General features: G+C 64.0%; 19 protein-coding genes and 1 tRNA gene. 11 read left to right on the forward strand and 9 right to left on the reverse strand.

Translation table 11 applies throughout. The features are described from left to right. Positions 1-31: 31 nt before the first annotated feature. Both ACYOEI_RS00940 and ACYOEI_RS00945 read right to left on the reverse strand, forming a co-directional pair. Positions 32-406, reverse strand: a complete 375-nt coding sequence (locus tag ACYOEI_RS00940) for a hypothetical protein (RefSeq protein WP_462847371.1) — start codon at positions 404-406, stop codon at positions 32-34. A 750-nt stretch (positions 407-1,156) separates the two neighbouring features. Further along, positions 1,157-4,072, reverse strand: coding sequence for a protein kinase domain-containing protein (locus ACYOEI_RS00945; RefSeq protein WP_462847372.1), 2,916 nt, complete (start codon positions 4,070-4,072; stop codon positions 1,157-1,159). A gap of 610 nt (positions 4,073-4,682) precedes the next feature. Here ACYOEI_RS00945 and ACYOEI_RS00950 point away from each other — a divergent pair. Further along, entirely contained in the window at positions 4,683-6,353 is a 1,671-nt protein-coding gene (locus tag ACYOEI_RS00950; RefSeq protein ID WP_462847373.1) for an N-acyl-D-amino-acid deacylase family protein, read from the forward strand. Between the two features lie 342 nt (positions 6,354-6,695). Here ACYOEI_RS00950 and ACYOEI_RS00955 read toward each other — a convergent pair whose 3' ends face one another. Then, on the reverse strand, positions 6,696-7,862 hold the full coding sequence (locus ACYOEI_RS00955) for a hypothetical protein (protein ID WP_462847375.1): 1,167 nt from the start codon (positions 7,860-7,862) through the stop codon (positions 6,696-6,698). Between the two features lie 1,079 nt (positions 7,863-8,941). On the opposite strand from ACYOEI_RS00955, the gene ACYOEI_RS00960 reads away from it, so the two are divergent. Then, positions 8,942-9,835: a response regulator gene (locus tag ACYOEI_RS00960; RefSeq protein WP_462847376.1), complete on the forward strand. Its 894-nt coding sequence runs from the start codon at positions 8,942-8,944 to the stop codon at positions 9,833-9,835. A 17-nt stretch (positions 9,836-9,852) separates the two neighbouring features. Here ACYOEI_RS00960 and ACYOEI_RS00965 read toward each other — a convergent pair whose 3' ends face one another. Next, positions 9,853-10,776: an alpha/beta hydrolase gene (locus ACYOEI_RS00965; RefSeq protein ID WP_462847377.1), complete on the reverse strand. Its 924-nt coding sequence runs from the start codon at positions 10,774-10,776 to the stop codon at positions 9,853-9,855. Between the two features lie 323 nt (positions 10,777-11,099). On the opposite strand from ACYOEI_RS00965, the gene ACYOEI_RS00970 reads away from it, so the two are divergent. Then, the gene (locus ACYOEI_RS00970; RefSeq protein WP_462847379.1) at positions 11,100-14,174 is read left to right on the forward strand and encodes a PSD1 and planctomycete cytochrome C domain-containing protein; all 3,075 of its coding nucleotides are present in this window, start codon (positions 11,100-11,102) and stop codon (positions 14,172-14,174) included. 4 nt (positions 14,175-14,178) lie between these two features. Next, positions 14,179-15,609 carry a DUF1501 domain-containing protein gene (locus tag ACYOEI_RS00975; RefSeq protein ID WP_462847380.1) on the forward strand — a complete coding sequence of 477 codons (1,431 nt, stop codon included), beginning with the start codon at positions 14,179-14,181 and terminating at the stop codon, positions 15,607-15,609. A gap of 193 nt (positions 15,610-15,802) precedes the next feature. Here ACYOEI_RS00975 and ACYOEI_RS00980 read toward each other — a convergent pair whose 3' ends face one another. Next, positions 15,803-15,961, reverse strand: a complete 159-nt coding sequence (locus tag ACYOEI_RS00980) for a hypothetical protein (RefSeq protein ID WP_462847381.1) — start codon at positions 15,959-15,961, stop codon at positions 15,803-15,805. Positions 15,962-16,001: 40 nt separating this feature from the next. Then, on the reverse strand, positions 16,002-17,156 hold the full coding sequence (gene ispG, locus ACYOEI_RS00985) for a flavodoxin-dependent (E)-4-hydroxy-3-methylbut-2-enyl-diphosphate synthase (RefSeq protein WP_462847382.1): 1,155 nt from the start codon (positions 17,154-17,156) through the stop codon (positions 16,002-16,004). A 143-nt stretch (positions 17,157-17,299) separates the two neighbouring features. On the opposite strand from ispG, the gene ACYOEI_RS00990 reads away from it, so the two are divergent. The 5 genes from ACYOEI_RS00990 (at position 17,300) to ACYOEI_RS01010 (ending at position 20,983) form a co-directional block, all read left to right on the forward strand. Beyond that, complete coding sequence (locus ACYOEI_RS00990; protein ID WP_462847383.1) at positions 17,300-18,193, forward strand: class I SAM-dependent methyltransferase; 894 nt, start codon at positions 17,300-17,302, stop codon at positions 18,191-18,193. Positions 18,194-18,327: 134 nt separating this feature from the next. Next, positions 18,328-18,924 (forward strand): cysteine hydrolase family protein, encoded by a 597-nt coding sequence (locus ACYOEI_RS00995; RefSeq protein ID WP_462847384.1) that lies wholly within the window; start codon positions 18,328-18,330, stop codon positions 18,922-18,924. A 5-nt stretch (positions 18,925-18,929) separates the two neighbouring features. After that, on the forward strand, positions 18,930-19,751 hold the full coding sequence (locus ACYOEI_RS01000) for an HD domain-containing protein (protein ID WP_462847385.1): 822 nt from the start codon (positions 18,930-18,932) through the stop codon (positions 19,749-19,751). A gap of 147 nt (positions 19,752-19,898) precedes the next feature. Then, entirely contained in the window at positions 19,899-20,015 is a 117-nt protein-coding gene (locus ACYOEI_RS01005) for a YnfA family protein (RefSeq protein ID WP_462847858.1), read from the forward strand. 260 nt (positions 20,016-20,275) lie between these two features. Then, complete coding sequence (locus ACYOEI_RS01010; protein ID WP_462847386.1) at positions 20,276-20,983, forward strand: fused DSP-PTPase phosphatase/NAD kinase-like protein; 708 nt, start codon at positions 20,276-20,278, stop codon at positions 20,981-20,983. Between the two features lie 27 nt (positions 20,984-21,010). Here the strand turns inward: ACYOEI_RS01010 and ACYOEI_RS01015 are convergent, their stop codons facing one another. Together ACYOEI_RS01015 and ACYOEI_RS01020 are read right to left on the reverse strand one after the other, a co-directional pair. Next, positions 21,011-22,078: a Gfo/Idh/MocA family protein gene (locus tag ACYOEI_RS01015; RefSeq protein WP_462847387.1), complete on the reverse strand. Its 1,068-nt coding sequence runs from the start codon at positions 22,076-22,078 to the stop codon at positions 21,011-21,013. A 321-nt stretch (positions 22,079-22,399) separates the two neighbouring features. Next, positions 22,400-22,723: a hypothetical protein gene (locus ACYOEI_RS01020; protein ID WP_462847388.1), complete on the reverse strand. Its 324-nt coding sequence runs from the start codon at positions 22,721-22,723 to the stop codon at positions 22,400-22,402. Positions 22,724-22,966: 243 nt separating this feature from the next. On the opposite strand from ACYOEI_RS01020, the gene ACYOEI_RS01025 reads away from it, so the two are divergent. Further along, the gene (locus ACYOEI_RS01025; protein ID WP_462847389.1) at positions 22,967-23,464 is read left to right on the forward strand and encodes a hypothetical protein; all 498 of its coding nucleotides are present in this window, start codon (positions 22,967-22,969) and stop codon (positions 23,462-23,464) included. A 238-nt stretch (positions 23,465-23,702) separates the two neighbouring features. Here the strand turns inward: ACYOEI_RS01025 and ACYOEI_RS01030 are convergent, their stop codons facing one another. Further along, a complete protein-coding gene (locus tag ACYOEI_RS01030; protein WP_462847390.1) occupies positions 23,703-26,057 on the reverse strand; it encodes an FG-GAP repeat domain-containing protein in 2,355 nt (784 codons plus the stop codon). 369 nt (positions 26,058-26,426) lie between these two features. Here ACYOEI_RS01030 and ACYOEI_RS01035 point away from each other — a divergent pair. Beyond that, positions 26,427-26,509: transfer RNA gene (locus tag ACYOEI_RS01035), tRNA-Leu, on the forward strand. Positions 26,510-26,514 lie beyond the last annotated feature (5 nt).

The raw sequence follows: 26,514 nt of genomic DNA on the forward strand, positions 1-26,514 counted from the left end.
GAGTTCGACTCGAGTTCGGACCGGGCCCAGCTTACGGTCCCTCGAGATCTCGCAACTCAGGGAACAGTTCGAGCAGCCTCATGTTCAAGAAGTCACTCATTGGTCTGGATCTCTCCTCGAACCGTTCCAGTTTCTCTTGCACGGCGGCCTGCCGCTTCTCGACCGCATTAACACCGTCGGTCAGATCGCGCACGCCCCCGCCGACCCCCGTTGGGGTCCGCTCGGCGCGGATCGCCATGAGTGCCTCGAAGAAAGCCGGCAACCGCCCGGGGTCGACCAACATCTCTTCTCGAGAAACCCCGGCGAGCCTGAATAGCCGGGCGTGAAAGCCGTTGACGAAAGTTCCCCAGCGAGGCCACTGGAGCGGATTCTTACCGAGGCGATTGTAGTAATGAGTCAGCGTCACCCGACACCGATTCTCCGGCTCTTCGTCGCCATTGTAAACTCGGAACATAACGTCATAACTTCGGGGCTTCCTCTCATCGAGCGAGGCATCAAGCGAGGTTTCGAGTAGACGACAACCTTGCCGATACTTGCCCGTGAAGTAGAGGAGTGGAATGTCGTGAAACTGGAACCAGTTCAGTTCACGGATCGACCATGCCCGTCGATCGAGGTCAATTTTTCGCCCGAAGACGCACTCTTCCCATCGCCGGAGCAGTCGCCAAGCCGAAGGGTACTGCCCAAGTGCACACGGCGCGTCGATCTCGAACGAATAGGTGAAAAGGCCCGCGTCCCGGCCCGGACCACGAGCAGCGTGGCGCCGGATCTCCCGGCATGCCGCAACGACACGCTCGTGCGAACCACTCCGACTCAATCGAGCGAGGTAGAGTAGGTATAATCGGGGCGTGTCTTCATTGATTCGCCACAGATCGGTGAGACGCATAGGAATCAAACTCGAGAAGGCGATGCAGGTTTCCGATCGTCGAGTCGACCCCAGCCAGCTAGAGGCGTCCCCTGCACCAAGGAGCCGGCCACCTACGATATTTCACCACTACTATTCATAATATGAATTATAAAGCGTTAGATATTCTGAAATTTACACGATATAATTAAAATCGTTTCATCGCGTTATCACAATTTAACTTACCACGCATTTATTTAATTTCATATTTCCGTCGGTTCGTCGAAATGGATAGTCTCGATCCACCCCGACAACTCAGGCTTGGGGCAAGCGAGGCAGGCCTTCGAAGAGGATCTCGCCGTCGGGAGCTACGACCCGGATTTCCTTAAAGCGGGCGGTTGAGTCCCAGGTCGAGAGCCCGACTCTGCCGATCCGGAATCGGTCGTCCTTACCGTGAAATTCCTCCCGACCATCGACATAGCAACGAAAGTCCGCCTTTCGGACCTCGATCCTGACATGGAACCAGCGGTCGAACTCTCGCTTCATCGGCAGGAAGAACCCGTTGTGACGGCCCCAGTTCCCGTTGATGTCGAAGGAGAGATCGTCTCCCGTGTTATGATAGTTCCCGAGTGCGAAGGCGTACGTGGTGGGCCTCTCCCCGCCGGAGTGATGGAAGAGCCCTTTGAACAGGTGAGTGCCGTGGGTCGCCTTACCTTTGAATTCGAAGTCGTAATCCGACCAGAATGGGCTGCCGAAAAGCAGAATGGCTCCCCTTAACTTCAACCGTTCGGACTGGACCAATTCGTCGCCCTCGATCGCCCATCTTCCGGCGCGAATCGTCGCCGGGAAGTCGTCGCGGACGAGCGAGGTTCGGGGCAAGGGGGTCGCGACCCTGGCGTCCCGGCCCTCTCCGACCGGACGTCTCATCCCCACACTGGATTTCCGATCAAATTCCTCGACAACAAGATCCTTGACATGCAGATTCGTATACGCTTCGCAATAAAGGCCGATGCGTACCGGTTCGAGTCCCCCATTGGGCTCGTTGTAGGCCGCGACTTCTTTGCCATTGACCAAGGTGGTGAGGCGGTTCCTGGAGTAGACCAGTTCGATTTCCGCCCAATCTCCGAATTTGATCGAACCCGACCTGGCCGGGATCGTGACGTCGGGGCCGACGAGCTGACCTCGAATGATGCTGCCGACCGGCAACCGCTGATTGCCCTCGATCGAAGGGGTACCGATTACGACGCGATAGGTCGCCTCTTCGGGATTCTCGCCGACGCCCCTCCCTCTCGAGTAGAGTGCGATCGACTTGTCTCTTCGATCGGAGTTCAAGAACTTCATTCGCATCCGGAAGTTCGCGAAGTTGGCGCGGTCGGTCCTCAACAAGGCGTAGGCCCGATCCTCATCGCCTCCCTTCCCGATGAGAATCCCGTCCTCGACAAACCATCCACTGCCATTGGGCTGATCATCTCCCCAACCTTCCGTGTTCTTCCCGTTGAAGAGGGGGGTAAACCCATTGGGTACCTCGGTCGGGGTGAGCTTCGGGGTTTCCCGTATCGCCGGCCGTAGTTCGGCCTCCAAAGGAGTCACCCCCTCGGCGTCCGGGGCTTGAGCGAGCGGCTTGACGATCAGGCCCGGTTCTCCAGGTTTGCCCCCTAGATCCACCTTCGCCTCCTCGGCCCGCCGCACGATGGCTTTCTCGCCGACGATGGGGACGCCCGCGTTTGCCGGGGATGTTTTCGGGGCGGTCGAGGGGCCACGAGAGGTCAACACGAGAATCCCGAGCAGGAGGACACTAAAAGTGGTGCCCGCGATGGCGAGGATTGCCGCCCAATTCGAGTTCTTGCGACGGTGGAGAGCCTGCGTGAGCGAGGACTCGGGCAACGTCCCTGGAACGTCTCGTTCGCTCGTGTCGATCAAGTGAGACCAAGGCGTCTTGGAGTCCTCCACAACGGTCTTTGTCTGATGCGGGATTGGTTCGGAGGGCGGCTTGGCTCGCGGTTCGGCACGATTCGGAGAGGTTTTCTTGGACCTCAAGGGTTGGGGATTACGGCTTGCTCGGGGGTCCTGTGCGGTCGTCCGACCCGTCCCGGCTCCGCCGACCGCAGGCTTCCTGAAAAAGGGGGTCAGAGCTTTGGCCACCTCGTCGGGGGTCTGGAAGCGTCGCGACCGTTCTTTCGTCAGCATCTTGGCGACAAGCGATGCAAGCTCGGCGGGGACCTCGGGCCGGATGAGATTCAGGGGGCTTGCTTCTCGAGAGATATGGGATTGGTAGATGTCATAGAGCGACTTGGCCAGGAAGGGGGGACGGCCGGTCAGGAGGTAATACATCGTCCCTCCCAAGCTATAGATGTCCGCCCGAATGTCGACGTTCGTCGCGTTGAGGATCTGCTCGGGCGCGATGTAGTCCGGAGTGCCGAGAGCCTGGCCCTCGTGCGTCAAGGTCGTGTCGAGCGAACCCTCACGGTTGGCCTTCGCCAGCCCGAAATCCAGGATCTTGATGAGTCGACGCTTGCCGTCATGGGTGAGCATCAGGTTCTGGGGCTTGATGTCCCGGTGGACGGTCCCTCGCTCGAAGGCGTGCTGGAGCCCGAGCGACACCTGGTAGGCAAAGTGGGCGGCGTGCTCGACCGAGAGCGGCCCTTTGGCCTGGACCAACCGCGCGAGGTCGAGGCCTTCGACATACTCCATCGAGAACACCAACCCGCCTTCGATGCGAAACGCAGTGTAGGCCGTGACGATGTTGGGATGGCGAAGGTTGGCAACCGCCCGAATCTCGCGTTGGAAGCGTTCCAGCACCCCTGGACGCTCCATGACCTTCTGGTTGATGACCTTGAGAACCTCATCTCGACCCATCATGAGGTTCTGGGCCAAATACACGACCCCCATCCCACCCCGGCCAAGCTCCTTCCGGATCCGATAATCGAGGTGCGACGCCAGCCCAGGCGGGAGGGAATCGACCGGAGGTGGAGCGGGTTCTCCTTGGAGCGACCGAGACGTAGGCGTGATCTCGAGTTCACCACGACTCAAGGTCGTATCGCCAGGGGAGAGCCCAGCCTCTCGGAGCCGGCCGAGGAACGTGTCATGCGACAACCCGATTACCCGGCTCCGGCACTCTTCGCACCGCTCCAGATGCCCGTGGATCGAGCTCGCGAGGCTCTCGTCGAGCCTTCCAAGCCCATACTCGGCCAGGTCTCGATCACTCGGGTGCGAAGTCTTGAGATCGTCCATCGGACAACATTCCCGGGCGGGTTGTCGGAAGGCCTCGCAAACTCTCTCGAAGAGAGGTGAGCCAGGGTTGGGCGTAAACCTTCCACCTCGGTTTTAACAGCGATCCGACTTTGGGGCCAAACCTAGCCACGGCAGAAACGCAGATAATCCAAGACAAATTGATCGGCAGACGACACGAAATCGCCAAGAATGGAATCGCAAAGGTATCTTACTCCATCCGTGTCGACCTGGGGCATCTGCGGATCGTCTACTGGCTCTTTCTCCAAGCCCGATGTTGGGTCGTTGGATTCCAATCAATCATATGAGATCCGGCGAAGAACCGAGGGACTGAAGTCAAGGTACAGTCAGTACAAATGAGTTGAGAGAGGCCGACGTTTTCACCCCCGTTTTCACGTGCCCTCCGCGAACGATCTCGCCTTTTTTCTCCTACCCCCTCCCAACGCGATATGTGGGTCATGGCGGGAACAGCTTTGGACCACGGTTTTGCCGTCGGGCTCTGGTACATTCCGTCTTCGCCAGCGACCTTCGCGAATCGAGCTCGGTGGTCATCGCCAGCGAAGGTAGGCGACGTGGACGAGTGACTGGTCCTGCCCTCATGAAGGAGTCCTCCATGAAACCGTGCCGACGTCTGTTGGGCATCGCGATCGGCCTTGCCGTCCTCATGATCTCTCCCGCGCGAGCTGCGGAGCCGCCATTCGACCTGGTCATTCGCAACGGGAAGGTCGTTGACGGGACCGGCAATCCCTGGTTCCGGGGAGAAGTCGCCATCCGAGGGGACCGGGTCGTGGCCGTCGGCCGCGCAATTACCGGCGAGGCCAGGCGCGTGATCGACGCCAAGGGGATGGTCATCGCCCCCGGCTTCATCGATATGCATTCGCACTCCGACCTCCTCCTCCTCGAAGACGGGAACGCCCAGAGCAAGGTCCGTCAGGGAGTGACGACGGAGGTGATCGGGGAAGGGGGATCGGCCGGCCCATCGAAGACACCCGAGACGGCGATCGTCGGGGGAAAGCCGGTCGAGTGGAAGACGCTCGGGGGCTACTTCGAAACCCTGGAACATGCGGGGATCGCCGTGAACGTCGCCTCGTACGTGGGGCTCGACACCGTCTGGCAGATGGCGATGGGGGACTCCTTCGAGCGTCCGACCTCTTCGCAGATGGACACGATGAAGGCAGTCGTGGACCAGGCGATGACAGAGGGGGCCTTCGGACTCTCGAGCCAGCTCGCGATGCCCCCGGGCTCGCTCGCGACGACGGATGACATCGTCGAGCTCGGAAAGGTCGTCGCCAGGCATCACGGCCTCTTCTCGTCACACATCCGCAACGAGGGGACGGGTGTGCTCGACGCCGTGAAGGAGGCGATCGCGGTCGGAGAACGGGCGGGTATTCCCGTCGACGTCATCCACGTCAAGATCGCCGACCAGAGGTCGTGGGGCCGGATGAATGAAATCATCGCGTTGATCGAGGACGCCCGGAAACGTGGCGTCGACGTCCAGACGAACGTCTATCCGTACACTCGAGGCAACAACAACCTCGCGAGCATCATCCCCCCTTGGGCCCACGAGGGAGGCACCGCTCGAATGCTCGAACGGCTGAAGGATCCTGCGCTCCGTCCTCGCCTGAAGACCGACATTCGGGAGGGGATTCCGGGCTGGTACAACCACTACACCGCGGTCGGGGGCGACTGGCGTCGGATGCTCGTCAATGGCGGTGGGAAGTACGGGGGGCTCACGATGGATCGGGTCATCCAGGACTGGAGCCGAGGGAAAACCCTGACCCCCGACCCCCTCGACGTTCTCTTCGACGTCCTGAGCGAGCAGCAAGGGTCAATCCCCACGATCTATGAGCATCATACCCAGAAGGACATGACCCTGGCGCTCGCGCAACCGTGGTGCTCGATCGGCTCGGACGGCTCGGCCTACGCCATCGAGGGGCCGCTTCGCCGAGGCTATCCCCACCCTCGCAGCTTCGGGACCTTCCCGAGAGTGCTGGGCGTCTACGTCCGAGAGCGAGGGGTGATCCGGCTCGAGGATGCGGTCCGCAAGATGACGTCGCTGAACGCGTCGAAGCTTGGGATCACGGATCGGGGGCTACTCCGCGCGGGACAATACGCCGACGTGGTCGTGTTTGATCCCGACCGGATCCTCGACCATTCCACGTACGAAGATCCGTTCCGATACAGCGAAGGGGTCGAGTTCCTCGTCGTCAACGGCCGGATCGTCCTCGAGCAAGGCCGCCACACGGGGGCTCGGTCAGGGCGTGTCGTCCGCCACGGGGGCTGAATCCCGCCCCAATCAGCTGTTGACGCTTCATGACAACGACCCGACATCGGGCTGGAATCGGCCACAGATTGAGGATGGAGATTTTTCAGCCACGGATGAAACACGGATGGAACACGGATAAATCGAGAGATCAGAGAATTTATCAACAGATGACGCAGATGGGCTCAGGCAGGAAATTCAATAAAATTTTCAAATTTATTGAATAAATCATTTGTTCCCATCTGCGTCACCTGTTGATCGTTTTTATTCTTGATTTATCCGTGTTCCATCCGTGTTTCATCCGTGGCTAAAAAAACCTTTGCTCGACCTGGGGCGGACCCGAACGCCGTGCCCGGCCGTTGCTTAAAAATAATCGGCGACGGATTCGGCCGACGCCCGCGCCGTGGCGGGGCTGGGATTGTGCGGAGACGAGTTGGGGCCCTTGGGTGGATCCTGGAGCGCGAAGCGCTGGACTTGCCAGGGGCCCGGTGCTTTGGGCCAGGTGAGGTAACGGAGCCACCGATTGTCGAGCGAGAAGGAAGGGGGAGTGGCGACGCATTGTTTGCAAATCGTCCGAGACTCGGCGGTGACGACCGAGGGAACACCTGAGTCCGCTTCGAGTTCGATCGGAGCGACCTTCAATGTCCATTGGGACCTCGGCTCGCTCGACCGACGGTCGAGGTAGGCGAGGAGGAGACGCCCCGACCGGTCCGTCCCGATTGTGGGACAGCGTTCCGTCGTCAGCCCATCGTCCGGCACGTTCGGACGGGTCAGCCGGCCCGCGGCAACGATCTTGGTGTATTCGGGGTTGAGTTCGAGCCACCAGATCTGATCACGCTCGAGGTGGGCGACCCCGCCGAAGGTAGAGCGAGGGCTCAACGAGGCGAGGATCCGTCCTTTCAAGCGAGGGTCGGACGGCCAGAAGAGGTCACCGCGGAACAGACCATCGGAACCGAGGACATCGTCTCCCCAACGAACGGGCGTCGGCCGCAACTCGCTCCGACGATTCGGCCGACCCTCGAACTCCAACCGGGCGAGGTTGGACCGAGAATCAACGTAGAGGATCCGGGCGGAGCGGTCCGGGAACCAGCAAGGACGCCCGGCCGGCAGGATTTCCATGGCGAGTTGATCGAGCAAGCTACCATCGGGCAGCGAAGCCCGGACCAGTGTCGGTTCGGTGGCCCCGCCCTGGAGAAGGCCCGAGAGGACCCCGACGATCTGAGTTCGCCCGCGCTCGTCGCGCCAGGGGGAACCGCTGGCGTGGCTCAGATCCATCCCCACCCTCGACGCTAACGGATCCATCTTTCCCGTCTCCGGGTCGAACACCACCGTCTTCGGAGGCGTCAGGTCCGGGATCGTCTCCGGCCCGAGGATGAGCGGGGCCGTGGCCGAAGCCCTGGCCGAGGGGGCGGGCGGATTGATCCGGGAGAGGAGTACAGCAAGGATCGTGACCAACAACGCCAATTTCGCCAGGACTCCGCACGCCCCGCGGACGACCGTCGCGACGCGAGTGCAGGAGTACGGACTCATTCTCGCGTGTGGAACCACTCGAGTTCGTTCCCTTCGTAGAGCGCGCATAACGTCGTACCTCGGCTCGGAGAATCGTGAATTCCCTGCTCGTCGTGGCTCGGCGCGTACCGCGAACCTGGCCTCTCACGGATCAACGACGACCCTTGGGGACTTCCATCAATCGACGTCCATACCGCCGGGACCGGCCGCGCGCCTACACCACGAGGATGGGTCGCGATCGGGTCACCGCTCGATCCCTCGAATCCAAGACATCTCCCGACAGATTACGCTCTCATCGACGTTATCTTAGAGTCGTTCGGTTCCGATTCCGAAATATCAAATCCGGGTCCTAGGATCGCATGCTTCGGGATGCGAGATCCTGGACATAGATCATCCATCTCAACTCATCTCATCTCATCATTGAAGTGAAAACCAACGGGTGTGGAGAGCTTCGGCCGTCGGAGAGGGCGCGGCCGGACTTCCCAGGAATTGGGGGATGCTCATTCACTCTCCTCCGATCGAGCCTTGGAGTCAAGTGGCATGTTCGCACGCCTCCACCCAACCTCCATCCTAATAGTGTCGCGAGGGTTTCGATGTCATCCAATTTTTTCCCCAACCACCCAAAATCGGTCTTACAAACCGAGGCCGAAGACGATCCGCAGATCAACTCCGTCGAATTGAGGAAGATGACCGTTTTCATCTGAACCCCTCCGCGGATACACTCGCCTTGTCTCGTCCGTTCCCCATTCGGGGCTGACTTCGCCCGACGTCGGGGCGTGGATTCTCTCGCGATCGCATGGAAATGCGGCCCTTGGCGAAGGGTTGGCGTTCGGTATTGGCATCCGGAGCTTTTCAAAGCTTTGCCAACTAGACATCTCCCTGCTCGGCGGCCCTTGACGCGATCACTCGCTCCCTCGCCACCAAACAATCGTTCGACCTGATCCTGTCCGATGCCGGGATGCCGGGTGTCGAGGGATTCGACCTTGTCCGCTTATTTAAGCAAGAGTCCCACTCCACCGGCCTGACGGTTGCGAATCTCTCGCCCGGCGTGAGCGATCGACGCGGTGTGTTGTCGGGACCTGAGAGTGAGGAGCTTTCTCGTGGAGCCGATTCGCCCCTCGGAGTTGGAGGACGCCAAGGCGTCGTCGATGGACACAACCCGGTCGGACGACTCGGCAACGGCCGAATCCCCTCCCGGTCGAGCGATTCCTCCCGTCCGCCCCGCGCGGATCCTGATCGCCGAGGACAACATGGTGAACCAAAAACTGGCGAGGTTGATGCTCGAGCAGCATGGGCATCAGGTCGTCGTCGTCAACGACGGGGCCCAGGCGCTCGAGCGGTTGGAGGCCGAGCCGTTCGACCTCGTGCTGATGGACGTCCAGATGCCAGTGATGGACGGATTCCAGGTCACCGCGGCGATCCGGGGGCGTGAGGCCGGGACGGGCCGACACATGCCGGTGATCGCGATCACGGCGGGCTCGACGAAGGGAGATCGCGAGCGTTGTCTAAACGGCGGATTCGACGACTACATCCCCAAGCCCGTCCACTGGCCGACATTCATGGACATCCTCGAGAGGCATTCACGCCAACCCGCCGAATCCGAATCGGTGTCCGACACGGAGGGGCTGTCTCGGACGATTCTTGACCTCGACTCGGCGTTGGCGAACCTCAACAGCAATCGCGAGATTCTCCGGGAGATTACGGAGATGTTCCTCGACGATGCGCCTGGGATGATCCAGGGGCTCGCCGAGGCGATCGATCGGGGTGACGCGAAAGCACTCCGACTTGGGGCCCATACGCTGAAAGGGTCGGTATCGATCCTCGGGGGCCTGGCCGCGACGATCGTGGTCGCCCGGCTCGAGGAGATCGGTCGCACCGGCGACCTCGCCGAGGCCGAGGTCGCTCTCGCTCGCGTTCGACTTAGCCTGGAACAGATCCGGCCCGCGCTGATGAGCCTGGTCGGTCGGGACGACGCCGAAGCTCCCAAGTCCTGAACGCCCGCCTCAAGTCGTCAACGGCGCCAGGCGTCCCGGAGCGCCGACGCCGCATCGAGGAGCGCCGTCCGGCCGTCGTCGAGGATCCCGGCCATCTGGACGAAGCCGTGGATCATCCCGTGATAGCGCCGAAGCTCGACCGAGACCCCGGCCTCTTCCAGGCGCCCGGCATAGGCTTCGGCCTCGTCGCGAAGCGGGTCGAACTCCGCCGAGAGGATCCAGGCGGGAGGAAGTCCGCCGAGGTCTTTCGCCCGAGACGGGGAGGCCAGGGGGTTCTCCCGGTCATCGACGTTCGCGAGGTACCGGCTCCAGTACCACGCCATCGTCGACCGCGTCAGCCCGTACCCCTGGGCGAATTCACGGTACGACGGGGTGTCGAGGGTCGCGTCGATCACCGGATAGATCAACAACTGAAATCCGATCCGAAGGTCCCCGCGATCCCTGGCGAGCAGGGCGACGGCCGTCGCCAGGTTGCCCCCGGCGCTATCGCCACCGACCGCGATCTCATCAGGGTTCACGCCGAGCGACTCGGCATTCTCGACGACATACTTCGAGGCGGCGTAACAGTCCTCGAGCGGGACGGGGAAGGGGTGCTCCGGAGCCCGGCGATACCCGACGGAGACGACCACGCAGTCCGAGGCGTTGGCGAGCGTTCGGCAGGGGCCATCGACGGTCTCGAGACTCCCGAAGACCCATCCGCCTCCGTGGAAGAAAACGAGGACAGGGCGAAGGACCGAGCCCTCGGGGCGGTAAACTCGAATCGTGACCTGATCGGCGAGAGTCCGGCTCTCGACCGACGCCACGGGCTCGGCCGGCCCCGACAGCTTTCGCAACGACTCGAAGCCCGAGCGGCCGACCGACACGGGCAACGTCTCGACCGCGGGTGCCCCGATCGCCGCCAGTTTCTCGAGAAAATCCTGGGCTTGGGGGTGGGGCGGCATCCTCATCCTCGGACATCGGCCAATCCGTCGCCTCCTGGCCTGACGTTTCGAAGATACGTGGCTCGGCCTGGAATCGGCAAGCCGAGGCGTGACCGGTCGTCGTCAACGGGGGTCGGGCGCCCCGATCCTCGCCCCGAGATTGACAGAGACCGAAGACCCGGATCCCCGAGCATCCGGCGCAGGGACTCGACGTCGCGTTGGCGTGCCCCCCGGTGGTGGACCTGGGGCCTTCCGAGCTTGTTCTCAGCGCCACGCCCTCGGGATATAATCATGGTCTTGCGGTCGGTGGCTCGGTTGCATTCCTGGAAGGGGTCTTACGAACGATGAGTGGTCACTGGCTGCCGAAGGCGGGGATGATTCTCCTCGGACTCGCGACGACCTTGCACGCCGCCTCGCCGAAGGACGTCGTCGACTTCGACCGGCAGATCCGGCCGATCCTGTCGAACAACTGCTTCCAGTGCCACGGCCCCGACGCCAACGAGCGCCAGGCGGAGCTCCGGCTCGACGTCCGCGACGACGCCCTCCGACCGGCCGAGTCGGGCGAGCCCGCGATCATCCCCGGCGACGCCGCGAAGAGCACGCTCGCGAAGCGGATCGACTCCAAGAGCAAGGGCTTCATGATGCCGCCGCCGGAGAGCCGCAAGGCCCTCACGGACGACCAAAAAGCCCTCCTGAAATCCTGGATCGACCAGGGGGCCAAGTACCAGACTCACTGGTCGTTCGTCGCGCCCCGACGGCCCGAGGTCCCGACTCCGAAGGGCGTCCCGGCCACCTCGAACCCGATCGACCGGTTCCTCCTCGGCCGAATCAATAGCGAAGGCCTGAAGCCCGCCCCCGAGGCGGACAAGACAACCCTGATCCGCCGGGTGACGCTCGACCTGACCGGCCTGCCGCCGACTCCGGCCGAAGTCGACGCATTCCTCGCCGACACCCGCCCGGACGCCTACGAACGACTCGTCGAGCGGCTCTTCAGGTCGGCCCACCACGGCGAACGCCTGGCCCTCGACTGGCTCGATGCCGCGCGATACGCCGACACCCACGGCTACCACATCGACAGCGGGCGCGACATGACCCGTTGGCGTGACTGGGTCATCGACTCATTCAACAGGAATCTCCCGTTCGACCAGTTCACGATCGAACAACTCGCCGGCGACCTCCTCCCCGAACCGACGGTCTCCCAGCGCGTCGCGAGCGGATTCAACCGCAACCACATGATCAACTTCGAGGGAGGGGCCATCCCCGAGGAGTATCAGACCGCCTACGTGATCGACCGGCTCAACACGACCGGGACCGTCTGGCTCGGACTGACCGTCGGATGCACGCAGTGCCACGACCACAAATTCGACCCGATCACTCAGAAAGAATATTATCAACTGTACGCATTCTTCAATAACATCCAGGAGAATGGGCTCGACGGCAGCAAGGGCAACGCCTCGCCCCAACTCTCGACTCCCGATCCGACGCAGAAGGCCGAGCTCGACCGATTGACGGCCTCGATCGCGGAGCTCGACGCTCAGCTCAATGCCGACTCGCCCGCACTCGACGAGGCGCAGGCCCGTTGGGAGGCTTCGGCGACGGACGCGTCGAAGGAGGGAACTTGGACTCCGCTCGAAGCCGTGCAGGTTCGCTCCAAAGGGGGAGCCACCCTGGTCGCCCAAGACGATCGCTCCATCAAGGTCGAAGGGACGAACCCGTCGACCGACTCCTACTCGGTCGTCGTCGCCGGAGACCTGGCGGGAGTCCGGGCCTTTCGACTCGAGGCGCTCCCCGATGCTCGGCTCGCCGCCAAAGGACCGGGCCGGTCGGCGAACGGCAACATGGTCCTCACCGAGTTCCGGGTCGAAGGGGCAGGGCCGCTCAAGATCAAGGCGGCCGCCGCGGACTTCAGCCAGGATGATTTCCCCGTGACGCTTGCCATCGACGGCCAACCTTCGACCGGTTGGGCGATCTATCCCGAGGTCGGCAAGGCGCACTCCGCGATCTTCGAGCTCGACCAGCCAATCGCCTCGGCCCCCGAACAGCCCGTCACGGTCAACCTCGACTTCGAGTCGCCGTTCGGCCAGCATCAGCTCGGGAAATTCCGACTCTCGGCCTCGAGGGCGGAGCACGCCGCCGGCACGAAGTCGCTGCCGAAGCGAGTCGCGAACATCCTCGCGACCGCGGCCCAGGCGCGCGACCCGATGCAGAAAGCCCATCTTCGGACGTACTTCCGGTCCCAGGCTTCGCCCGAGCTGAAGGCGGCCGCCGAGCGTCGCGCCAAGCTCCAGGATGCACTCGACGGGGTCGAGAAGACCGTCCCCACCACGATGGTCATGCAGGAGATGGCCACGCCTCGCGACACGTTCTTGCTCGTCCGAGGCCAGTACGACAAACACGGCGAGAAGGTGACCCCGGGGGTCCCCGCAAGCCTCCCGCCGCTGCCCGCCGATGCGCCCAGGAATCGGCTGGGCCTCGCGCGATGGCTCGTGGACCCCTCGCATCCCCTCATGGCCCGCGTCACGGTCAACCGGTTCTGGCAGATGTTCTTCGGCACCGGGCTCGTCAAGACGGCCGAAGACTTCGGCTCGCAAGGCGAGGTCCCCAGCCACCCCGAGCTGCTCGACTGGCTGGCGGTCGAGTTCCAGGACGGCTGGGATGTCCGCGAGCTCATCCGGCTCATCGTGACGTCCGAGGCTTACCGCCAGTCCTCGACGGTCACTCCCGAAGGACTCGCCAAGGACCCCGAAAACCGCCTCCTTGCCCGAGGCCCCAGGCTCCGGCTCCAGGCCGAGTTCATCCGCGACCAGGCGCTCGCCGTGGGCGGGCTCCTCGACGGCCGAATCGGCGGTGCGAGCGTCTCGCCCTATCAGCCGCCGGGACTCTGGGAGGAGCTGGCCTCGAGGCTCGACGGCAAGAACTGGACGGCCCAGACATATACGCAGAGCCACGGACGCGACCTCTACCGCCGGACGATGTACACCTTCTGGAAACGTACCTCGCCCCCGCCGACGCTCGCCACCTTCGACGCCCCGGACCGCGAGACGTGCACCGTCCGCCGGTCCCGCACCAATACCCCGCTCCAGGCGCTCGTCCTCATGAACGACCCGACATACGTCGAGGCATCGCGGAAGCTCGCCGAGCGGATGATGACCGAAGGGGGGGCGTCGGACGAAGACCGGATCACCTACGCATTCCGACTCGCCACCGCGAGGCGGCCCAGGCCGCTGGAAGTCGCCGTCCTCAAAGAGCTCTACGCCTCGCAGTTGGCCGCCTATCGTCGCGACGCCGAGGCCGCCAAAAAGCTGCTCCACGTGGGCGAATCGCCGAGGAACGAGTCGCTCGATCCTTCAGAATTGGCCGCCTGGTCGATGGTCGCCGGCGCGATCCTCAACCTCGACGAGACCGTCACCAAGGGGTAACGCCATGCTCGACCCGACGCTAGAACATCAACGCCTCGTCACCCGTCGGCAGTTCTTCGGCAGGACCGCCACGGGGATCGGCACGGCCGCACTCGCCTCGCTCCTCAACCCCCGGCTGATGGCCGCGCCGACGCACTTCGCCCCCAAGGCGAAGCACGTCATCTACCTGTTCATGTCGGGCGGTCCTTCGCACATCGACCTCTTCGACTACAAGCCGCAACTCAAGGAGCACCACGGCGAAGAGCTCCCGGGGTCGGTCCGCATGGGCCAGCGGGTCACCGGGATGACCTCGGGGCAGAAGTCGTTCCCGTGCGTCGCCCCGATGTTCAAGTTCGCCCAGCACGGCCAGTCGGGCGGGTGGGTCAGCGAGTTGCTGCCGCACACGGCGGAAATCGTCGACGACATCGCCATCGTCAAGTCGCTGAACACCGAGGCGATCAACCACGACCCGGCCACGACCTTCATCCAGACGGGTCACCAGCAACCGGGTCGGCCCAGCCTCGGGGCCTGGCTGAGCTACGGGCTCGGGAGCGAGAACGAGAACCTGCCCGCGTTCATCGTCCTGATCTCCCAAGGGAGCGGGAACAAGACCGACCAGCCGATCTTCTCGAGGCTCTGGGGCAGCGGCTTTATCCCCACCCAGCACCAGGGGGTGCGCTTCCGGTCGGGGGACGACCCGGTCCTCTACCTCTCGAACCCGCCCGGCATCGACGCCGAAACTCGGCGCAGGATGCTCGACGGCGTGGGCCGGCTCAACGAGATGGCCGCCCAGTCGTTCGGCGACCCGGAGATCAACACCCGGATCGCCCAGTACGAGATGGCCTATCGGATGCAGGCCTCCGTCCCCGAGTTGACCGACCTCTCGCGAGAGCCCGCGTCGACCATCCAGATGTACGGAATCGACGATACCGGCGTCGACGGCGGCTTCGCCCGCAACTGCCTGCTCGCGCGGCGGATGGTCGAACGCGGCGTACGATTCGTCCAGTTGATGCACCGGGGCTGGGACCAGCACGGCAACCTGCCGACCCAGATCCGAGGCCAGTGCAAGGACGTCGACCAGCCCGCCGCGGCCCTTGTCAAGGACCTCAAGGCGCGGGGCCTCCTCGACGAGACCCTCGTCATCTGGGGAGGGGAATTCGGTCGTACGGTCTATAGCCAGGGGGCCCTGTCCAAGGACAACTACGGGCGCGACCACCACGGGCGTTGCTTCACGATGTGGATGGCGGGGGGCGGGATCAAGCCGGGCATCACCTACGGCGAGACCGACGACTACTGCTACAACATCGTCAAGGACCCGGTCCACATCCACGACTTCAACGCCACGATCCTCCGCACCCTCGGCATCGACCACACCCGACTGACGTTCCGATTCCAGGGCCGCGACTTCCGCCTCACCGACGTCCACGGCAACGTCGTGCCCGGGTTACTCGCGTAGGCGAATCGAATCTCTACAAGCCCGAAGCGCCAGCGAGTGAGTCTCCTCACGATCATGCGTGAGGGGTTTCACTCGTCGGCGATTCGGGCTTGCATCAGAGTGGGCCAAAAATCTGGCGGGGTAGGAGTACACCACCCACCATCCGAGATGCTCAGACTACCGGTGGGCAGAGCATCCTGGGCCTCGAAGTGTGCTAGCGATCGACCAGGATAAGCGTGCCGGCGGCGATCGCGAGCAGGGCGAGCAGGGGGGTGACGAAGGGGATGCTGATGAGCGACATCACCCCCTGGGCAATCAGCCAGACCGCGAGGAGGACGACCCCGAGGTCCTTGCGACGCTTGAAGAGACTCAACGGCCCGCCTCCTTGTGGGACTTCGGGGAATCGTTCCCGATCAGTTGAGAACCGGCAGTACGGACTTCTTCTTCTCCTGGTACGACTTCAGGGCCGGCGTGTCTTCTTCGAAGCGTTCGACCTCCTCGAGCAGCGCCTGGACCATGTCGGCCTCCTTGACGTGCCGGATCGGGACCCCTCGCTTGAAGATGACCCCCTTGCCGGAGCCGGCGGCGATGCCGATGTCGGCTTCTTTGGCCTCGCCAAAGCCGTTGACCAGGCAGCCGAGGATGCTGATCCGGAGCGGGTTCTTGAGGTGGGCCATCTTGGCCTCGACCTCGGCGACGATCCGTTCGAGGTCGATGTCGAGCCGGCCGCAGGTGGGGCAGGCGACGACTTCGGGTCGGGTCACGCGCCGGTCGCAGGCGCGGAGGATGTCGAATCCGGCCGCGATCTCGGGGACCGGGTCGCCCAGGAGCGAGACCCGAATCGTGTCGCCGATCCCCCGGAGCACGATCGCGCCGATCCCCGCCGCACTCTTCAACGTGCCGTACTCCCTCGAGCCAGCCTCGGTGATCCCGACGTGGGTCGGGTAGTCACACTTGGACGCGAACAGGGAGTAGCATTCGACGGCGGTCGGGACGTGGCTCGCCTTCAAGGAGACGATCATCTGCTTGTAACCCAGGCCTTCGGCCATTTCGATCGCGCGGAGGGCGCTCTCGACCATGGCTTCGGGGCAGGGGAAGCCGTATTTCTCGATCAGGTCCTTCTCGAGGCTCCCCGAGTTGACCCCGATCCGCATCGGGATCCCCTTGTCGCGGGCCTTCCGGACGACTTCCTTGAATCGCTCCTCGCCGCCGATGTTGCCGGGGTTGATCCGGATCTTGTCGACGGCGGGTCGGCCGTCCGCGGTGGTCGCGTCGAGGCAGGCCAGGGCCATCCGGTAGTCGTAGTGGATGTCGGCGATGAGCGGGATGTTGATGTTCGCGCGGATCAGGCGGCAAGCCTCGACGTCCTCCTTCTTGGGGACGGTGACACGCACGATCTCGCAGCCTGCTTCTTGCAGGCGGCGGATCTGCTCGATGGTCGCCTCGGCGTCGAACGTGTTCGTCGTCGTCATCGACTGGACCCAGATCGGGTTGTCGCCGCCGACCACGTGATCGCCCAGACCCACTTCGCGCGTCTTGTGCCGAACCACACCCGTGCTGTAAGCCATCGCCGTCGTCCTAGGTTGTTTTAACGACTGCTCTTTGCGTAAATTCCACACCTCGGCCCAAGGGCAAACGTCATCGTAGCCGAGGGTATCATGAGGGTCAAGGCGACCCGCGAGGGCCTCTCGAACAGGACAAGACATCGCTCATGGCTCGCATCCCGGTTCGGTTGAAACGAATCCTCCTCCCCGCCTGGAACCGGGGGCATCGACTCGCAGCAGAGACGGGCGAGCTGCTCGACGCCGTCGCGAGCCGTCGGATCGAGGTCTGCCGGGTCTGCGGCCGACTAGGGCCGATGCTGTATCGACCTCGGGTCATCCCCGGTCGGCTTCGAGAGTTCTGGGGGCTCTCCCCTCGACTCGCCGCCGCCCTCGCGCGGAAGGAGTCGTGCGACTGCTACTGGTGCGGGGCGAAGCTGCGGGCCCGGCGACTGGCCCAGGTCCTGCTCGAAGTCTTCACCGAGGGGAACCCACCTCAACCTGCGAAGTCCGTCGCCGAGTGGGTCCGCGGCCCCGAGGCTCGGTCGTTGCGAGTCGCGGAGATCAATCTCGTCGAGGGCCTCCACGACCAGCTTCGATCGCTCCCGAAGCTCGCATATTCCGACTTCCAACCCGGCGTCGAGCCCGGGCAGGTCGTCGAAGGGGTCCGATGCGAAGACCTGACTCGGCTCACGTATGACGACCACTCCTTCGACCTCGTGCTGACCTCCGAAACGTTGGAGCATGTCCCCGACCTCGACGCAGCCCTCCGCGAGATCGACCGGGTCCTGGTGCCTGGAGGGATCCACCTCTTCACGATCCCACTCCTCCCGGGCGTCGCGACGACATTCGCTCGAGCCTCGATCGCGCCCGACGGCAGTCTCGTCCACCATGTCCCCCCGATCCACCATCCGGGCGGGGATGTCGGCTACCCCGTCTTCACCGAGTTCGGCACTGACTTTCCCGACAAACTCCGATGCGCGGGCTTCGAAGTCGACGTGATCTTCGGGCCAACGACCGAGGATGACCTCGCCCAGGTCTACGTTTGCCGAAAGCGAGACTGATCCCCTCCGGCAAGTTGCCACGAGTCCGGCTATCCCCCGATCGCGGTCGTGGGTACGCTCGAACGGTCTCAGTCATGCCGCTAGGCGATGTGGCACCCCTCAGAAACCGTCCTCGGACCTTCGAGACCTTGCCGATGCTTCAGGGCCCATTGGTCTTCGTCGACATCGACACCCAGCGAGATTTCCTCGAGCCCTCGGGGGCGTTGTACGTCCCCGACTCCCTGGCGATCGTGGGCAACCTGGCACGTCTGACGGGATTCGCCAGGACGAACGACATCCCCGTGTTCGCCACGGCCTGCGCCCATTCGCCCGACGACCGCGAGCTCGAAGTCTTCCCCCCACATTGTCTCCTGGGGACGTCGGGGCAGTCCCGGATCGACGCGACGGCCTGGCCTGGCGGGCAGATCCTCGCGTCGGACGAGGGATTCGTCGGAAGTCTTCCGGCGCACCTCACGGTCGAGAAGCAAGAGTACGACGTCTCCAGCCACCCTGAGGCCGGTCGGCTCCTCGCCCTCTATGACCGCGGGCATCCGACTTTTGTCGTCTACGGCGTGGCGACGGATTACTGCGTCAAGGCGGCGGCCTCCTGGCTCCTCGATCACCGCTGTCGCGTTGCGATCGTCGTGGACGCCATCCGGGCTATCGACGACGCGAATGAAGGGAAGGTCCTGACCGACCTGGTTTCGCGAGGAGCGTTGTTAACCCTGACCGACGTCGTCTGCGACGAGTGACCGTCATGCATGACCGATTCAAGAAGCGATACCAGTCGCCCCAGGCCACTCCTCGACTCCGTCGCCAGATCGCGGCCGAGGCGGCGCGTCGATTGTTCGACGCGATCACGCCCTCACCCGTCGAAGACGGGGTGCCGAAGCGCGAGGCGACCGAGAGCCAATGCTACGCGGCCAAACGGAAGGCGGCCGCCGTCCTCGGCCACAAGGTCCGCCCCGGCGACCTCCCCTCCGATGACGAGGTCCTCAAGCAATTGGCCCTCCTTGAAGGCTCGAACACCGAGGGCGACTCCGCGCCCGACGTCGTCGAAGACCTCGAGGATGTCCCCGAGGTGATCGCCATGGCGGATCACCTCGACCGGTTCGCCATCTACAAGCTGCGCCTCGACCCACTCGAGGCCGTGAAGCTCGACCCGAAGCGCCACCCGGAAGGGGACGCCCTCTACCACAGCCTCCAGGTCTTCGACCTCGCCCGCGAGGCGCGTCCGTACGACGAGGAATTCCTCCTGGCGGCGCTCCTCCACGACGTCGGCAAGGCGATCGACCCCCAATTTCCGATCGCGGCCGCCGTCCAGTCCCTCCGAGGCTCGGTCACCGAGCGGACTCTCTGGCTGATCGGGCACCAGGCCGACTTGCTCGATCGCCGCGAACGGCCACCCGGGTTGAAGTCGCGTCGGACTCCCGAAAGTCCCGAGGCGCGCGACGACCTGGAACTCCTCCGCGACCTCGACGATCGCGGCCGAGTCCCCGGCACCCCCGTCGGGACCGTCGAACAGGCCCTCGACTACCTCCGCGGCCTCGAGCGTGAGGACTACCTCGACGCAGATTGATCGGCCCTAAGGAAACGGATACGGCGGCCCAAGCCTGGCCATCGCGAGGGTTTTCGCCATCCTCGTCGCCGCGGGACTCTGCGAGATCAGCGCCGACTGCCTGATCCGACTTTGCCTCCGCGAGGGTAGGGGGATTGGCTGGCCGTCATCGGCGCGACGCGGCCTGCGTACGGCACGCTCCCGACGTTCCAGTCCGCTCCGCCCGGCTGCGTCTACGCCGCGTACGGCGGCGTAGAGATCTTCCCGCCCGCCATCCGAGGGTAGCCCGTCGACGGAGACACCTCGATCGATGCGGCAGGATCGGCGGCATTATCGCGCCGATCGGGGCCGCCGTGATGATGATCGGGCCGAGGCGGGCCTGATCCGTAAGCCTTGCGGCGAACTCTCTCGCAGGAGATGGCCTTGGGCTTGGCACGCGCCTAAGATTGGTGTTGACCCCCCACTGTAGACCGATAAATTGTCGGGGATTTCCTCAATGAATGGGGAAACGCAGGTAGGGGGACGTTGGGAAAGGATACCCGGTCTTGGTCCAGCGTGAAGGTCCCCCCATTCGCCGTCGACGTCGACTCGCCATCCTGGGCGGGTCCTTCCTCGTCGTGATCGCCGCGCTGGCGGTGACGTTTCGGAATCCGTTGTTGCACGGCAATTTCGGCGTCGTCGAGGCGGATCGAGTCCTGCGCTCGGCGCAACCCCAAGAAAATCTGCGCACGCTCGTCGACACCTACAAGGTGGCCTCGATCCTGAACCTTCGAGGAGGGTCGCAGGCGGATTCGTTCTACGCGAATGAAGTTCGCCTGGTGGAAGAGGCCCGGATCGACTTCTACGACTTCCCGATCAGCGCAACGCGACGACCGACGCGGCAGGAACTGCTCCGCCTCATCGACCTCTTCGGGCGTTGCCGATATCCGTTGCTCATCCACTGCAAGTCGGGCTCGGACCGTACGGGCCTCGCGAGCGGACTCTATTTGATGTGCCAGGCCGGCAAGTCGCCGAAGGAAGCCCTGGGGGCCTTCTCGACCTACTACGGTCATGTCGCCTTCGGCGGCACGGAAAGGCTCCACGAGCCTTTCGTCGAGTACGACCGTTGGCTCGAGGGGCAACACCTCGCGCACAACCCGGAACGCCTGAAGGCCTGGGTCGAGAATTCTTACAAGTCCGAGGATCCCGCGAAGCCGCTCGTCCCGCTCCCGGCCGGCCCTCGGCTCAGGTTCTCGCGAGTCTCCGCGCGCTGACGAGGCGAGGTGACTCGACTCCTACGGTCACAGGCTCGGGTTCGAGAACTCGCGGAGGGGTAGGGCCACCGGCGACTCATGGCGCGAGCTCCGGGCGACCGCCTCGGTGAACTGCATGTACTTGACCCCGGTCTCGAAGTCGGTCCGCGTCACCGGCCGTTCCCCTCGGATGGCGGCGACGAATTCGGCCTCGACCTCCCAGCCGCCACGGAGCTCCGGCGGGATGGGCATCAGCTCCAACTCCGTCGAGCCGCGACGTCCGCCGCGAATCTCATCGCGGGTGAGGTCGTAGACGAGGGTCCCCGCGCTCCCGAAAAGCGTGACCACCATCCCGGTCTCGTGCCAGACGATGCCACTGAGCCGATAGACCCCGCACGACCCGTCCTCATGGGTCGTCAGGACCTGGACGCTGTCCGGGGTCCCTACCTTGGACGGTTCGCCGGTCTCCGGGTCGCGTCGTCGCGGGATACGCTTCGACGCATGGGCGATGACGCGGTTGGCGGGGGCTACCCAGCGGAGGATCGTCTCGTAGAGGATCCCCAGCGTGAGCATGTTGAAGCCCGAATACTTCGTCGTCTGCCGCCACCCGAGCGGCGTTTTCGGGTCGGCGAGGTCGGAGTTGAGCCCTTGGACATGAACTTCGCGGAGATGGCCGAGAAAGCCATCGTCGACCAACGCTCGGAGGAAGCGATCGCCCGTGAGCCCGTAAGGGCTTGGGACGACCATTGTGGTCAGCCTCGAATGCTCTCGAGAATGGTCGAGCATCCGCTGCGCCTCGCGCGCGTTCATCGCCATCCTCGCCTCGGTCAGCACGTGCTTCCCCGCCTCGAGGGCCGCGAGCGTGACAGGGCAGTGGAGGTAAGGCCACGCTCCGATAACGACGGCGTCGATCGCGTCGTCCTCGATCAAGCTTTCCCAACTGCTGAAGATCTTGGGGATGTTGAAGTCGCGGGCAACCTTGCCGGCCGACTCTCGACGCTGGTTGCAGACGCCGACGATCTTGACCCCTGGGAGCGCGAGGAAGCCGGGGATGTGCCGCGACCGTGTCACCTGACCGGCACCCACGATCCCGATTCGCAAGTCGCCCGCACTCATCTGACGGACCGTCCTTTCAAGTCCTCTGCCCCAACCGGCGGGACGAACGGTCTTCATCAACGCGACGGCCAGCGGCCGAGGCCCGACGGAATTATTGTCTCAGCAACCGACAGGCCAAGCCCCGGCCCGTGAAAGTTTCTCGAGCCAGGACGGCGCATCGACGTCGAAGGGTCGACCGACTCGGCCAGGTCTTGATGATCGCCCACGACCCCGCGAGGGAAGGGAGACACAATCCGGGCGGCCGGGCTTCGCAAGCGTCCCCTCGGCCACCCGCCCCGACGAGTCGTGAACCGACCTGGCGCTAACTCGACGCCGAGTCTGTCAGCGATTGGTGCCAAACCAGCCGAAGAAAGGACGGCTCGATCGGCTCGTCGGGTAGGCGACGCCGGTCGGGGCGAGCGTAGCCCTGGGCGCGGCGGACGGATAGTTCGTCCCGGCATAGCTTGACAGATACAGGGTCTTGTGGCGGAAGGGGTCGAAGGGACGTCGACCCATTACCCGACGCGCCTGGGTTTCCGTGTAGGCACTCTGGCTCGAGGCCAACTCACCCGCACGGGCCCTCGAGGTGGAGATGTCCAGAGAGGTCGCCGCGCCCGCGACCACGAGACCGAGCAAGGTCATCCGGCAACGATTCGCCAAGATCACGTCCATTCCTCCTGAAAAGCGGAGAGTCTTCGCGGTCAGTGATGCGTGAGGCGCATCCGTCGACCGTCGATAACGACGCTTGTGAGGAACCCTATCACGCGATTGTCGACCGCGACGCAACCATGCCCTCGTCGAGAGGAAGGATCGTCGGGAATGGTGGAAGCGTGGCGATTGTCAGGCTAGGATGCGGAGACCCCGGCGTTCGCCAGTCGGCCACCGACCATCCCTCCCGGAGCTTCCCCAATGTTCCGACCGGCCTTCCTCCTCCTCGCAATCTCGATCACGCTCATCACCCCTTCGGCGCGAGCCGAGCACGCCAAGATTCGCCTCGACGTCTCGTCGCCCAAGGGCCAGGAGGCGGCCTTCGTTGACCAGACGCCCCCCGCCTCCGGCAAGAACCCTCGACCGGTGCTCCGCGCCCGCGTCAACGACCCGATCAAGGTCCAGTGGATGTTGACGAACGTCTATCCCCACAAGACCTTGGAGAATGTCGTGGTCCACTTCTTCGTCGCCCGCGAAGAGAAGGTCGGGCAGAAAGACCTCCCCGACCTCTCCGGGGACGTGATCCTCGAATCCGCCTTCGACATGGATTTCAAGCCCGGCGCCAAGGCCGGCCAGCGTACCACCCTCCGCATCGACACCCCGGGCGTCTACCTCGTCCGCATCGAGACCCGCCAGACCCAAAGCGACCACGAGCATTTCTCGGCGATCGACCTGGTCATCGAGGGCAAGGCACCCTGAATCTCGATCCGAGAGTCCTCCGTTCCCACCCACTCGGCAACGGTTGGGAAGACTCCCCCGGGTGGGTGGGGCACTCTTGCCCCGCGGTTTTCGATCTTGCTCCAGAAACAACCAGGACTTGAGGGGCTCCGCTCGCAAAACTCCCTCCACAATGCGAACCACCCGCCTTTATCTCCGAAGGCGGGTGGTCGGTGCGTCGATCATTCCGTCGACCACGTCGATCGGCGAGGGCTCTTTCTTACTTCGCCTTCTCCTCGTCGGCCTTGCCGGAGTCCTGTCGATACACCAGGACGCGGTCGTGGACGATGAGAACGAGGTCGGACTTGTGGTCGCCGTCGACGTCGCCGACGCCCAGGTCTCGAGGCTCGAGGAGGCTGTTCATCTCGCGGAACGACTTCCGTTCGAAGATCTTGAACGAGAGGCCTCGTTCGAGCGTGGAGGGCGGAACGAACGAGACGATCTCGATAAAGTGCTCGGCAACGTCGGTCAGGACGATGTCGATCCGCCCATCACCGTTGAGATCCCCCGCGGCGAGGTCCGAGAGCCGGGCCTCGGTGCGGTTCGACTCGTAGCTCGCGATCGGCTTGAGGCGAAGCCCCTTCCTCCCCGTGAGCACCACGCCGAAACGGTCCGTTCCCGCGAGGAGGAGGTCGTCTCGACCGTCGCCGTCGAAGTCGGCGACGTGCATCCCCTGGAAGTCGATCGAGCCGACGGAGAGCGTGCCGCTGGGCCGGTAGACCCCGTCTTTCGCCTCGAGGAAGAGGAGCGACTTCGACGTCTTGTCGAGCAGGACGATTTCCTTGGCCCCATCGCCGTCGGTGTCGAGCGCAGCCGCGCCGATCACCTGGGCCGTGCCTCGCCCGGTGTTGTACTGGTCCTTGACCTCCCAACGCCCTTCCTTGTCGAGCAAGATGTTCCGCGCGAACGTGTTCTGGGCCACGATGAGCGACGGCCCTTTCAGGTCCATCAGGCTGAGCCCGGCGGGCGTCACGCCGGCCAACGGCCCGAGACTCCCGCCCGCGGGGGCAGGGGGTTCGCCGGCTCGGCCGAGGAGGAGCAGAGGGCTGCCGAACGAGTTGAACACGAGGATGTCCACCTGACCATCGCGGTTGACGTCGACAACCTGAAGGGCAGGGGGGGCGCTCGTCAAGGTCTTCAAGGGCACGTTGTCTTCTTGACCCCAGCGGAACGGCAGCATCGCGCCAGACTTGTCCCGCTTCAAGCCGCGGAGCGCGAAGGCGTCGGAGCCGTTTGCGTTCGTCCGCGAGACATACAGGATCTCGGGCGTCTTATCGCCGTCGAGGTCCGCCACGTCGAGCGCCACCGGTTCCCCACTGATCGGTAGGGGCGTGGGGAAGGTCAGCCGGTTCCCGGCCAGGACGCTCCGCCCGATCTGCTTCTCCTGCTCGGAGAGGACGATGACCTCCGCCGCCTTGTCGCCGTCGAGGTCGGCCAGGCGAACCGTCTTGCCGCCGACCAGGCCGGGGAAGCTCTGGCTCGTCCCGAGGCCATCTTTGCCGTCTTGCCTGTAGACGAGGAACTGGGCGTTCGCCGGGTCGGTCACGACGACGTCGGGCTTGCCGTCGCCGTCGAGGTCGCCGACGGCCAGGGATCGCCCGCGCTCGTTGCCGGGGGGGAGCGGATAGAAGATCAGTCGGCCGCGTTTCCCCTGGTCGTCGCCCTCCGACTCGTCGAGCGTGAGGACACGGGCACGGCCCGATTGGTTCTCGATCGTGAGCAGCTCCGCGCCGGGCTTGCCGTCGACCTGGGCGAATGCGATCGCCTTCGGGGACTCGACCGCAAACCTTTGCTCGGGCCCAAGCCTCTTGCCCGCGGCCGAGAATCGGACGCGGATCGGATCCTCGGCGCCTCCGTCGAGGATGACGAGGTCATCTCCGCCATCCCCGTCGAGGTCCACGGCCCGGAGCATCCGGGGTGTGCTCGACGTGTGGGGCAGCCGTTCGGGCTCGTTCAGCTTGCCCCCGTCTCCTTGGCTGATGACGACGATCTCACCCTGACCGAGCAGCGCGAGATCGTCCCGGCCGTCGCGATTGAGGTCGCCGACCGCAAGCGACGTCCCGCTTTCGACGGCCTCACCGGTGTTGATCCGCTTCGGGTTCCCGAACGAGCCCAGACCGTCATTGAAGAGGACGATGACCTCCCCTTCCGGGGTCCCGTAATACGCCAGGTCCGGCTTCCCGTCGGCATTGAAGTCGCCGGCCTGGAGGCTGACGACTTCCTTGTTCACGGGCACGCTGACCAGCCGCATCCGGCGATCATTGGCGAGGTAATTCGTCTCCTTCTCGGTCGCCGAGGGCTCATCGCCAGCGCCGTCTTTCTTGCCGGTCAGCAGGAGGTCGATGCGGGACCGGCCGTTGTTGACGACGATGATGTCGTCAACCTTGTCGCCGTCGAGATCCTTGAGCAGCAGGTTGCTGATGCGGCTGTCGAGCTTGTAGACCTCGAGCGGGAGGAATCCGAAGTAGTCGGCCAACCTCGCGTCGTCCGCCCTCGCCCCCGTCCCGGTCCCAGCCGTCACGCAGAGGACGATCCCGAAGATCCCGACCCATTTTCGTCTCGCCGATCGATGCATTACGGTCGCCCCTGGTCTGTCAATCCCTCGACACTCCGACACTTGACCAGCGAACTAGACTAAGAGCTCATTCCCCCCTCTGACAAGAGCGGCGAGCGGAGAAGACGGGGTTCCACCGTCTTCCCGCATCGGCCTTTCCACACCGAATGCCGGTCCGAAGCCCCCGAAGCCCCCCTCGAGCGGCGATGACATTCTCGGCCTCAAAACCGGATCGGCCATACGGCACACCCAATCCTCGAGCGAGTTTGAGGGTTCGCGACCTGGCTCAAAGGCTCTTGACATCACGCCCCCTGAATTGGATCATAGCCTCCTCGTACGAGCCCAACGTTCGGAGCCTCGGCCCGACCCGGGTTCAACGAATCAGCACATGCCGAAGTGGCGGAATGGCAGACGCGCCGGACTCAAAATCCGGTGGGGTAACACCCGTGTGGGTTCAAGTCCCACCTTCGGTACTATC

The organism is Singulisphaera rosea (genome assembly GCF_054877945.1).